The sequence below is a fragment of the Stenotrophomonas sp. Steno-Z10-HUANG genome (assembly GCF_056393075.1).
The window spans coordinates 39,670-50,228 of sequence record NZ_JBWJPA010000001.1; the positions used below are offsets into that span (position 1 = coordinate 39,670).

The 10,559-nt window shown below is 70.6% G+C and carries 12 protein-coding genes; 5 read left to right on the forward strand and 7 right to left on the reverse strand.

From position 1 onward, the window contains the following. Position 1: 1 nt before the first annotated feature. Together AC06E6_RS00195 and AC06E6_RS00200 are read right to left on the reverse strand one after the other, a co-directional pair. The gene (locus AC06E6_RS00195) at positions 2–1,819 is read right to left on the reverse strand and encodes an EAL domain-containing protein (RefSeq protein WP_161614957.1); all 1,818 of its coding nucleotides are present in this window, start codon (positions 1,817–1,819) and stop codon (positions 2–4) included. Between the two features lie 31 nt (positions 1,820–1,850). Then, a complete protein-coding gene (locus tag AC06E6_RS00200) occupies positions 1,851–2,489 on the reverse strand; it encodes a DUF4126 domain-containing protein (RefSeq protein ID WP_478059820.1) in 639 nt (212 codons plus the stop codon). 169 nt (positions 2,490–2,658) lie between these two features. Between AC06E6_RS00200 and AC06E6_RS00205 the strand changes: the two genes are divergently transcribed. From AC06E6_RS00205 to ampE, 5 genes are all read left to right on the forward strand, one after another. After that, a complete protein-coding gene (locus tag AC06E6_RS00205) occupies positions 2,659–3,399 on the forward strand; it encodes a DUF6776 family protein (RefSeq protein ID WP_161614955.1) in 741 nt (246 codons plus the stop codon). Next, the gene (locus tag AC06E6_RS00210) at positions 3,399–3,827 is read left to right on the forward strand and encodes a bactofilin family protein (protein WP_104939710.1); all 429 of its coding nucleotides are present in this window, start codon (positions 3,399–3,401) and stop codon (positions 3,825–3,827) included. Before AC06E6_RS00205 ends, AC06E6_RS00210 begins: the two co-directional genes overlap by 1 nt. A gap of 31 nt (positions 3,828–3,858) precedes the next feature. Beyond that, complete coding sequence (gene erpA / locus AC06E6_RS00215) at positions 3,859–4,245, forward strand: iron-sulfur cluster insertion protein ErpA (protein WP_161614954.1); 387 nt, start codon at positions 3,859–3,861, stop codon at positions 4,243–4,245. 86 nt (positions 4,246–4,331) lie between these two features. Then, on the forward strand, positions 4,332–5,237 hold the full coding sequence (nudC, locus tag AC06E6_RS00220; RefSeq protein ID WP_293760909.1) for an NAD(+) diphosphatase: 906 nt from the start codon (positions 4,332–4,334) through the stop codon (positions 5,235–5,237). 76 nt (positions 5,238–5,313) lie between these two features. Beyond that, on the forward strand, positions 5,314–6,201 hold the full coding sequence (gene ampE / locus AC06E6_RS00225; protein WP_478059821.1) for a regulatory signaling modulator protein AmpE: 888 nt from the start codon (positions 5,314–5,316) through the stop codon (positions 6,199–6,201). A gap of 309 nt (positions 6,202–6,510) precedes the next feature. Here ampE and AC06E6_RS00230 read toward each other — a convergent pair whose 3' ends face one another. The 5 genes from AC06E6_RS00230 to AC06E6_RS00250 form a co-directional block, all read right to left on the reverse strand. Then, a complete protein-coding gene (locus AC06E6_RS00230; RefSeq protein WP_233996392.1) occupies positions 6,511–6,921 on the reverse strand; it encodes a DUF2752 domain-containing protein in 411 nt (136 codons plus the stop codon). 9 nt (positions 6,922–6,930) lie between these two features. Continuing rightward, a complete protein-coding gene (locus AC06E6_RS00235; protein WP_104939708.1) occupies positions 6,931–7,239 on the reverse strand; it encodes a CD225/dispanin family protein in 309 nt (102 codons plus the stop codon). A gap of 22 nt (positions 7,240–7,261) precedes the next feature. Next, positions 7,262–7,588, reverse strand: a complete 327-nt coding sequence (locus tag AC06E6_RS00240) for a hypothetical protein (RefSeq protein WP_478059824.1) — start codon at positions 7,586–7,588, stop codon at positions 7,262–7,264. A gap of 90 nt (positions 7,589–7,678) precedes the next feature. After that, a complete protein-coding gene (locus tag AC06E6_RS00245) occupies positions 7,679–9,568 on the reverse strand; it encodes an MFS transporter (protein ID WP_313248702.1) in 1,890 nt (629 codons plus the stop codon). Beyond that, positions 9,555–10,490 (reverse strand): LysR family transcriptional regulator, encoded by a 936-nt coding sequence (locus AC06E6_RS00250; RefSeq protein WP_409475900.1) that lies wholly within the window; start codon positions 10,488–10,490, stop codon positions 9,555–9,557. The genes AC06E6_RS00245 and AC06E6_RS00250 overlap by 14 nt, the downstream gene beginning before the upstream one ends. Positions 10,491–10,559: the final 69 nt, after the last annotated feature.

Sequence of the window (10,559 nt, forward strand, 5' to 3'; positions counted from 1 at the left end):
GTCAGAGCACCGTGTTCTGGAAGTCGAAGTCCAGCTCGCTGCCGACCGACTGCACCACGTTGCCCTGGATGAAGTCGATGCCGCTCATCCACATCGCGGCGGCGGCCTGCGGGTCCTCGATCTGCTGGCCGATGATCTGCAGCCCGGCGCGGTGCGCGGCGTCGATCGCGCCACGCAGCTCGTCGCGCAGCTTCTGGCTGGCATGGCTGCCGGCGAAACGCCCGGCCATGCGCACGAAGCCCAGCGGCAGCTGGGTCATCAGCGCGTTGGCCTCGTCGCCGGGTTCGAACTGGCTCAGGCAGAACTGCACGCCGGCGGGCATCAGCCGCTCGCAGAACTGCTGCAGCGTCACCGCGTGCACCAGCGCGTCGCCCAGGCGCACGTCGATGACCAGCGAGCTGCCGGCGATCTGCCGGTCGGCGATGGCCTTGAGCAGCCAGCCGGCGAAGGCCTCGCGGGCAAGGCTGCGCAGCGACTGCGACACGAACAGCCGCATCGGTGGCACGGCGTGCTGGTAACGGTGCAGCAGTCCCAGCGCGTGGTCGAGCACCTGCTGGTCGAGGTCGCCGATGCGCCCGGCCGCTTCGGCCGCCGGAATCACCTGGCCGGCCGACAGCAGGGTGCCGTCGTTGCGGCGCAGGCGCAGCAGTACCTGGTACTGCGCGGTGTCGCTGCCGGCGACGGCCACGATCGGCTGGTAGGCCAGCTCGATCTGGCCTTCCAGCAGGGCCAGGTGTTCCTGTGCGGCGGCGTCGCCGTTGCCCTGGTAGGCGGCCACGCCGTCGGCGAGCAGCCGCGCCTGCAGGGCGGTGCGCTCGACCGCCTCCAGCGCGACGCCGGCATCCTCGAAGCCCTGCGACAGGCGGGCGTGGCCGACCGCGCAGCGCAGGTGCAGCGATTCGTCATCGCGCACCACGAACGGGTGCGCGGACAGTGCCTGGCGTACCGAACGGGCCAGCGCCTCGACCGCGTCCTCGTCCATGCCGCGGCCCAGCAGCAGGAAGCTGTTGTCGTTCAGCCGCGCCAGCAGGTGCGGCCGCGCGGCTTCGGCCAGGCGCCGGCCGGCCTGCACCATCAACCGTTCGAAGGCGGCATAGCCATAGCGTTCGCGCAGGCCCAGCGCGCTGGCGATCTCGATGAACATCAACCCGCCGTGCTCGGATCCGGCCAGTGCCGTGTCCAGCTGCAGCATCAGGTTGTGGCGCGTGGGCAGGCCGGTCTCCGGGTTGCTCAGCGCCACCCCTTCGGCCGTGCCCTGCGCCTGCTGGCGCGAGCGGCGGATGCGGTTGGCCACCGCGGCGACCAGGTGGCGCGGGCGGATCGGCTTGGTGAGGAAATCGTCGGCGCCGCTGTCGAGCACCTCGAACTGGCGCTCGGGGTCCGGATCGCCGGTCAGGAACACGATGGGCAGCAACTGCTGCTGCGGGTTCTGGCGGATCAGTGCGGTCAAGCGCATGCCATCGAGCCCGGGCATGTGCAGGTCCATCAGGATCAGGTCGGGGCGGTGCTCGACGATTGCCTGCTGCACGCCTTCGGCGTCCATCTGCACGATGGCCTGCATGCCGGCGCCGTGCAGCACGCTCTGCGCGAACAGGGCCTGCGAGCGGTCGTCCTCGACGATCAGCACGCGATAGGGCGTTTCGGCGGCTGCGGCGGCCTGGCCCGGTTCGGGCGCGGTGGCCGGCGCGGCGGCGATATGCGCGCGGACCGCCTCGGCCGGCGGCGCGTTCTCCACGCTCCAGCGCTGCCAGTAGTCTGCCGGCGGGACCTCCGCGCGCGTCAGCCGTGCGGAGGAAGTGGGTGTGTCGTTGCTTGCCATCGGTACTCCCCGTATGCCGTGGATTATGCGGTCAACGAGCCGGTGGCAGCGAATGGTCCCTGGCCGGTGCCGCTGGCGCGGCCGGCGGTGGTGCGGCGAACAGGCGCTTGACCCCGCGCCAGAGCGCGCGCCACACCAGCCATACGGTGAGCGCACCCAGCAGGCTGGCGCCGACCACCAGCGCCAGCGCCAGCCACGGGTGGGCCAGCGCCAGGGCCAGGCCGGCAATCACCACGCCGTCCTCGGCCACCGATGCGGCCCAGTTGCTGGCCGGCTCCGGGGAAGTGTTCAGCAGTGCGCGGGTGCCGGCCTTCAGGCCATGGCTGGCCAGCGCCACGCCGGCGCCGGCGGCGAGCGCGCCGGCACCGAGCTGGCCATCCGGGGACAACGTGGCCGCGGCCAGGAAGGCCCCGGCCGGTACCCGCGCCAGGGTCTGCAGCAGGTCCCAGATCGAATCCACGCCGGGGATCTTGTCGGCGAAGAACTCGGTGGTCGCCAGCGCCGCCGAGGTGCCCAGCACCCACCAGGACTGGGTGGCCTGCAACGCCGACGGCAGCTCGACCCAGCCCAGCACGCCGGCCAGGCCGACGCCGAACACGGTCAGGTACACGCGGATGCCGGCCAGCCAGGCCAGCAGGATGCCGATGACGAAAACGTGGGCGTCGGTCATGGTCGCGGACTCCCGCGGGAACTGTGAGCAGGATCGCAACTATCGACCATGCCCCTGGCGATTGCCAGTTCCCGGCAGGCCATGCCGGGAGTCGTTTACACTGCCCAGCCGTTTCAACCGGAGCGAAGGTGCCGCTTCGCGCAGGACCCGGCACCGGTGATGCAGCGCCATGAGCAACCGATCCCCGTCGCGTTTCCAGATCACCCTGCGCGGCACCCCGCAGCGATCGGCCTGGACCCGGCTGGCCGCCCTCGCCGTCGCCTGGCTGGTGTCGCTGCTGCTGGTCGGCTGGCTGGCCGCCCGCTACGCCTCGCCTGATGCCGGCGGGTTGCGCGAGCGGCTGCGCCAGAGCGAGCGCACCGTGGCCGCGCAGCGCGCGCAGATCGAGGAGCTGCGGCAGCGCCAGGCCACGCTGGAGGCATCGGACAAGATCAGCCGCGCGGCCAACACCGAGGTGCAGGCGTCGCTGGCCGAGCGTGACGAAGAGATCGCCGGGCTGCGCGCGGACGTCGCGTTCTACGAGCGGCTGGTGGGCGCCACCAGCCAGCGCAAGGGGCTGAATGCGCATTCGGTGGAGTTCTCCGCCGAAGCCGCGGGCACCTGGCAGTACAGTGTGGTGCTGACGCAGAACCTGAACAGGGGTGCCATCAGCCAGGGGCAGATGCGGTTCTCGGTGGAAGGGGTCAAGGGCGGCAAGCTGGCGACGGTGAGCTGGGATGAGCTCCACCAGCGCCGCGACGTGCCCGGGCAGGCCTATTCGTTCCGCTATTTCCAGCGCCTGGACGGCAGCGTGATGCTGCCCAAGGATTTCACCCCGCAACGTGTGCGAGTCTCGTTGACCGGGCCCGGGGGGAGCGCGACGCAGACATTCGATTGGAAACTCGCCGGCAACGGCAGAGGGGAGCAGTGATGTTCAAGAACAAGTCCAGCCGCGACAGCCACCTGGTGGTGGACGCCCTGATCGGGCCGCAGGTGGTGATCCGGGGCGACGTGGTGTTCAGCGGCGGCCTGTACGTGGAAGGCCGCATCGAGGGCCGGGTGATCGCCGAGGAGGGCGCCAAGGCGGTGCTGACCCTGGCCGAACAGGGCCATATCGACGGCGAGGTGCGCGCGTCGGTGGTGGTGCTCAGCGGGCGCATGGACGGCGACGTCCACGCCGGCGAACGCATCGAACTGACGCCCACCGCCCGGGTCAACGGCAACGTCCATTACCAGGTGGTGGAGATGGGTGCCGGCGCGCAGCTCAACGGCCGCCTGGTGCATGCCACGACGATGGCCGCGCTGCCCTCGCCCGAGGCGGCCGCGCTGCAGGCGCAGGCTGAAGCGGCGGAGGCTTGAATCGGCGGGCGGGCGTCCCCATGCTGGGCGCATGAGCACGCTCGTTTCCCTGCCCGGCGCAACGGCCGCCCCCGATTACCAGTCCCTCGATCGCCCGCTGAACTTCACCCCGGCCGCCGCGGCCAAGGTGGGCGAGCTGATCCGCGAGGAGGGCAACGCTGCCCTGGCCCTGCGCGTCTATATCCAGGGCGGCGGCTGTTCCGGCTTCCAGTACGGCTTCGAGTTCGACGAGAACCGGGCCGACGACGACCTGGCGGTGGTCACCGATGGCGTGACCCTGCTGGTGGACCCGCTGAGCCTGCAGTACCTGATGGGCGCCGAGGTCGATTACTCGGAAAGCCTCACCGGGGCCCAATTCGTGATCCGCAATCCCAATGCCCGCACGACCTGCGGCTGCGGCAGCAGTTTCGCCGTCTGAGTGCGGCGCCAGGCCGCCGGCACGCGCACCCCGCGGCGGACGCCGGCCGCTTCTCGCCACGCTGGTTTGCCGGTAGTCTGCCGACGATGCCTGCTTCCGATTCTTCCTTCCATGCCCATGCCTTTGCCGGCGCAGCTCTGGACCGCGCCGACGCACTGCGCGACGACGCCGACGCGCTGGCGCGGCTGTGGCCCGATGCCCGGGTGCTGGTGCTCGACGCCGATGGCACCGCCTTCGCCGACGCTGATGGGCAGCCGTTCCTGACCAGCGGCCGCGAACTGGGTGGCGGCCCGGGCACCGCCATCTTCCTGGGCATGCAGCAGGCGCGCGCCTGGTTCGTGGTTGAAGCGGCGATGGTGTCGGTACAGGCGCCGGGACGCATCGACCTGCGCCGCGCCGCCGCCGAGTGGCCGGCCGACGCATCCGGCGTGTTCTGCTATGCGCGCGGCATGTCGTACTGGCACTCGCGCAACCGCTTCTGCGGCGTCTGCGGCGCCGCGGTGGTGTTCGGGCGCGGCGGTTTCATCGGCCGCTGCGGCCAGTGCGGTACCGAGCACTACCCGCGGGTGGATCCGGCGGTCATCGTCGCGGTCGAGCATGACGGCCGCCTGCTGCTGGGCCGCCAGGCCAGCTGGGCGCCGCGGCGCTGGTCGGTGGTGGCCGGTTTCGTCGAACCCGGCGAGACCTTCGAGCAGACCGTCGCGCGCGAAGTGTTCGAGGAGACCCGGGTGCGGGTGATCCAGGCCGACTACCTGTGCACCCAGCCGTGGCCCTTCCCGGGGGCGCTGATGGTCGGCTTCCGCGCGACCGCGCACGGCGACGTGCCGCAGGTCGACGGCGAGCTCGAGGACGCACGCTGGTTCGATGCCGAGGAAATCGGCGCGGCGCTGCGCCGCGAGCAGGCCGACGATGGCCAGGGCATCCTGTTGTCGCCACGCATCTCGATCGCCCGTACGCTGATCGAGGACTGGTACCGGCGCCGGCAGCCATGAAGCCGGCAGCGGGTCGTCGCCGGCAACAGCCTGCGCGGCCATGGCGGGGCCTACAATCGGGACCCGGAGGAATCGCATGTTCACGACCCTGGTAGCAGTGATCGCGGCACTGGTCCTTGGCCACCTGGCGCCCGCGGCGATGGCGGCGCTGCGCGACTGGCGCTGGTTCGGGCGCTGGCTGGGCTGGCTGCAGGTACACGAAGGCGGCGGCAATGCCGGCCGCTTCGGGCTGCTGCTGGCGATCCTTCCCTGGGTGCTGCTGGTGGCGGTCGTGCAGTGGCTGCTCGCCGGGCACCTGCACGGGCTGCCGTCGCTGCTGTTCGGCATGGGGGTGCTGGCGCTGTGCTGGGGGCCGCGCGACCTCGACCGCGATGTCGAGGCGGCCATCGACGCCGAAGACCCGGCCGCCTACGACGCGGCGGTCGCACAGCTGCAGTCGGCCGGCGGCAGCCTGCGCGAGGATCTGCCGACGCTGGTCGACGCGACCCTGTACAACGCGTTGCGGCGCTGGTTCGCGCCGCTGTTCTGGTTTCTGCTGCTGGGCCCGCTGGGGGTGGTGCTGTACCGGCTGCTGGTGCAGTCGGTGCATGGCCCGATCGCCGCCGGGGTGGCCACCGAAGCCCGCGAAACGGGGGGCTGGGCGCTGGCGTTGCTGGAATGGCCGGTGGCCCAGCTGATGACCCTGTCGATGGCGCTGGTCGGCAATTTCGACACGGTGTTTTCGGCATGGCGCCGTGCCGGCGGCAACCGCTGGGCGCTGGACCTGGGATTCCTGGGCGAGGCCGCACGCGCCGGGGTCGGCATGGAGCTGGCCGAGGACGCGGCCGATGCGCGCGAGGCCGGCCTGGTCCCGCACGCCGAGCGTCACCCCGAGCTGCGCGACGCGATGAGCATGGTCTGGCGCATGCTGCTGCTGTGGATGGCGCTGCTGGCGCTGTTGATCATCGCCGGCTGGGTGGGCTGAGACCGGCGCAGGTGGCGGGCGTGCCCGGCACGGGGCATCGCCGATGGGGGGCATGCGAGGCAAACCCCGCATCCACACGCCGGTCGCCTGATGCCGCCGGGGGCGCATAACGTAGGTGCCGGGCTTGCCCGGCACGCGGCATCGCCGAGGGGGTTTCATGCGGGGCAAGAGCCGCCTCCACACGCCGGTCGCCTGATGCCGCCGGGGGCGCAAACGTAGGTGCCGGGCTTGCCCGGCACGGGGCCTGGTGCGCGCGATGCCGGCACGCGCGCAAGGCATGGCGCGCCGGAGGTTGCCGCCCGGTGTTTTTCAGCCCGGTGCCAGCAGGGTGAACGGATACCAGGGCAGGTTGCGGGCGATCCAGTAGGCCGGCAGCACCGCCAGCCACAGCTTCGGCGCCATCACCACCTTCATCAGCGGCTGCAACCAGCGTGGGTTCCAGCCGGCGGACCACAGCACCATCAACGGGATCAGGGCCAGGGTCACCAGGCCCAGTGGGTTCATCGAAAACGCGCGCAGCAGGTCGCCGTGGGCCAGCGCGTGCAGCGCGCGGGTCAGTCCGCAGCCGATGCAGTAGTAGCCGGTGAAGGCCAGGAACATGCAGGGCGGGAACGGGTTGCCCTCGACGTTCGGGTCGAAATGCCACAGCAGCCAGAGGCCGGCGGGAATCGCCAGCGCGACCCCCGCCAGCCCGAGCCTGTGCCGGGTTTCGAGCACCAATGCCACGGCTTACTGGTATTTCTGCAGCATTTCCATGTAGGCGGCGGCGCCGCCCATGGCGAAGTAGATGGCGTTGAACACCACGCCGATGATGGCCAGCGCGGTGGCCACCCAGCACCAGGTCTTGGCGTTGTTGGAGGCACGGCGCGCGCCGTCGATATCGCCCTGGGCCAGCAGGTTGTTGACCTTGCTGGAGAACACGATGGCGACGATGCCCACCAGGCCCAGCGGGCAGCACAGGCAGGTGGCCAGGACCGTGGCGATGATCGACCAGGCCAGGTGGTTGGGGATGCTGCTGGCGGGATTGACGGTATTCATGGGTTCTCCGATGGGATGGCGATCAGCGTGACTTGCAGGCGTTCGCCGCGGTCAGCGACGAGAGGATCATGGCCGCGACCCAGCACAGCGGCCAGGTGATGAAGCCGATGAAGACGAAGCACAGCAGGATGTTGACGAAGGTCAGCGCCCAGTAGCCGAACATGATGATCAGGCCGGTGCCGACGTTGCCGGCGTACATGTGGCCGATGCCGAACGTCTGCAGGAACAGCCCCGGCAGCACCTCCAGCAGCGCCGCCACGCCGCCGGACTTCTGCGGATGGTAGTAGTGGTGCACCTGCTGCGGCGCGGGAGCGGCGGGAGCGCTGGGAGGGGGCGGTGGGATGGCCATGGTTTCTCGGTGTCGGCGGATGCCGTGCAATCCCTGCAGCCGCGTGTGGACGGGTAGCGTAGCGATTTGCCGGGCAGGCGGTAAAGCCGGTCAGGCGTCGTCGCCGCGCAATGCCCGTACCCGCGCCTCCAGCGCCGCCGCGTCGGTGGCGGTGCCGTCGACCGCGGGGGCGGCCACCACCTCGATGTGGGCGCGGAAGCGGCGCGGTACCCGCATCCGCCCCAGCCGCGTGTCGCGGCGGCTCCACATGCTGCTCCACATGCCTTTCAGCGCCAGCGGCACCACCGGCACCGGCCGCCGCGCGAGGATTTTCTCCACCCCGGAGCGGAACCGCGCGATGTCGCCGTCGCGGGTCAGCGCGCCCTCGGGGAAGATGCACACCAGTTCGCCTTCGGCCAGCGCCGCGTCGATGGCGTCGAACGCGCGCTGCATCAGTTCGGCGTCCTCCTTGGGGCTGGCGATGGGAATGGCCTTGGCGGTGCGGAAGATCCAGCGCATCACCGGGATGTTGAAGATCCGGTAGTACATGACGAAGCGCACCGGGCGCGGGATCACCGCGGCCAGGATCAGCGCGTCCATGTAGCTGACGTGGTTGCACACGATCAGCGCCGCGCCTTCGTCGGGCACGTGTTCCTCGATGCCGGTCCGGCGCAGGCGGTACAGCGCGCGCACCATCACCCAGCTCAGGAAGCGCATCAGGAACTCGGGCACGATGCTGAAGATGTAGCCGGCCACCAGCACGTTGGCGATGGCCAGCGCCAGGAATAGCTGCGGCACGCTCCAGTCCAGCACGCTCTGGGTGAGCAGGCCGGCCATCGCCGCCAGCACGATGAAGCCCGAGTTCTGGATGTTGAGCGCGGCGAACACGCGCGACATCTCCGACTTCGGCGTGCGGCTCTGGATCAGCGCGAACAGCGGCACCACGAACAGGCCGGTGAACAGGCCGATGCCGAGCAGGTCGATGACGATGCGCACGCTGCCGGGCTGGCGCAGGAAGCCGGCCACGTCCAGCCCGCTCGCCGCCACCGTGCCGGTACGGGCGAAGTACAGGTCGAACAGGAACGCGCTCATGCCGAACGCGCCCAGCGGCACCAGGCCGATCTCGACGGTGCGCGCGGACAGCTTCTCGCACAGCAGCGAGCCGGTGCCGGTGCCTACCGAGAACAGCGCCAGGGCGAAGATGTACAGGGTCGAGCCACCGCCCAGGTTGATCTCGGCGTAGGCCGGCAGCTGCGAGGTCAGCACGGTGCCGACGAACCAGAACCAGGACACGCCCAGTACCGCGTTGCGCACCGCCTTCTGCTTCCTGGCCATGCGCAGCACCGCCAGCGATTCGGACAGCGGGTGCCAGTTGATCTTCAGGCCGGGCGCGCCGGCATCCACTTTCGGGATCAGCCGCGCGGCGATGTTGCCGGCCACCGCCAGCGCGATCACCGCCACCGAAGCCACGACCGGGCCGTGGCTGCCGGCCAGGGTGAAGATCATGCCGCCGGCGATCATGCCGCCGAGGATGGAGAGGGAGGTGCCCATCTCGACCAGGCCATTGCCGCCGGTCAGTTCCTCCGGCTTGAGGATGGACGGCAGCACCGAGTATTTCACCGGTCCGAACAGGGTGGACTGCAGCCCGGTGCAGAACAGCGCCACCAGCAGTACCGGCATGCTCTGGGTGAGGAAGCCCAGCGCGGCCAGCGACATGATCACGATTTCCATCGTGGTGGTGATGACGATCAGCCGCTGCTTCTCCAGCTTCTCGGCGAACTGGCCGGCCAGCGCCGAGAACAGGAAGTAGGGCAGGATGAAGATCGCCGGCGCGAGCATGGCGTAGATGCTGCGTTCCCTGGTGCTGACGCCGAGGAAGAACAGCAGGCCGATGATCGCCTGGCGGTACACGTTGTCGTTGAAGGCGCCCAGCGCCTGGACGACGAAGAACGGCAGGAAGCGGCGCTGTCCGAGCAGCGCGAACTGGTTATGGCCGGCCACGTGGGTTCCTTGGTTTGCGGCGCACCTTAGCAGGTTCGCTGTCCGCCCCGTGCGTCGCGGCGGCGGGCAGCAGCGCGAGCAGGGCGCGCGCGGCCGGGGTGGGATCGGCACGCCACACCGCGCAGGTCCGGAAGCGGAACGGTTCGTCCAGCGGGCGTACCTCCACCGCATGCATGCGCGCGGCCATGCTGTCCGGGATCGCCGCGACCGCCAGCCCCGCGGCCACCAGCTGGCGCAGCAGTTCGCCGTGGCTGACCTCGTATTGCAGCCGCGGCACGACGCCGCGCTCGTCCAGCGCGTCGTCCATCATCCGGCGCACCCCGGCGCCGGGCACCAGCGCCGCCAGCGGCACGCCGTCGAGCGCGCTCAGCGGCACCCGCTGCATCGCCGCCAGCGCATCCCCGGGCGGCAGCAGCAGCGACAGCCCTTCCTCGTCGAGCAGGCGGTGCTGCGCCGGCAGCGGCACCTGCGGGCCGACGCCGACCAGGGCCACGTCGAGCCGGCCCTCGGCCAGCTCGGCCAGCAGTTCCTCGCTCATGCCCACGCGCAGGTGCACGTCCACGGCCGGATGCGCGCTGCGGAAGCGGGCCAGCAGCGCGGGCACGTCGACCACGCTGAGCGCGGTGATCTGGCCGATGCGGATGCGCCCGCGCACCGTGCCCAGCGCCAGCGCCATTTCCTCCTGCAGCCGGTCGGCGGCCTGCAGGGTGAGCCGGGCGTTGCGCAGGAACACTTCACCGGCCGCGGTGGGCCGCACCTGGCGGTGGCCGCGTTCGAACAGGCGTGCGCCGAAGGCGTCCTCCAGCCGCGCCACCTGGTGGCTCAGCGCCGACTGCACGGTATGGCAGCGCGCGGCGGCGGCGGTGAACCCGCCCTCCTCGGCGACGGCGACGACGAACTCCAGCTGGCGCAGGGTGAACATGCCATCACTCAGAAAGATGGAAAGGATGAAAACAATACATTGGCGTCATTCATGGGTGGCCCACAGACT

Coding starts and splice junctions, on each gene's coding strand:
- AC06E6_RS00205 (WP_161614955.1), top strand. CDS start 2,659: ATGAGCAACCGATCCCCGTCGCGTTTCCAGATCACCCTGCGCGGCACC.
- AC06E6_RS00195 (WP_161614957.1), bottom strand. CDS start 1,819: ATGGCAAGCAACGACACACCCACTTCCTCCGCACGGCTGACGCGCGCG.
- AC06E6_RS00210 (WP_104939710.1), top strand. CDS start 3,399: ATGTTCAAGAACAAGTCCAGCCGCGACAGCCACCTGGTGGTGGACGCC.
- AC06E6_RS00250 (WP_409475900.1), bottom strand. CDS start 10,490: ATGTTCACCCTGCGCCAGCTGGAGTTCGTCGTCGCCGTCGCCGAGGAG.
- AC06E6_RS00235 (WP_104939708.1), bottom strand. CDS start 7,239: ATGAATACCGTCAATCCCGCCAGCAGCATCCCCAACCACCTGGCCTGG.
- nudC (WP_293760909.1), top strand. CDS start 4,332: ATGCCTGCTTCCGATTCTTCCTTCCATGCCCATGCCTTTGCCGGCGCA.
- ampE (WP_478059821.1), top strand. CDS start 5,314: ATGTTCACGACCCTGGTAGCAGTGATCGCGGCACTGGTCCTTGGCCAC.
- AC06E6_RS00240 (WP_478059824.1), bottom strand. CDS start 7,588: ATGGCCATCCCACCGCCCCCTCCCAGCGCTCCCGCCGCTCCCGCGCCG.
- AC06E6_RS00200 (WP_478059820.1), bottom strand. CDS start 2,489: ATGACCGACGCCCACGTTTTCGTCATCGGCATCCTGCTGGCCTGGCTG.
- erpA (WP_161614954.1), top strand. CDS start 3,859: ATGAGCACGCTCGTTTCCCTGCCCGGCGCAACGGCCGCCCCCGATTAC.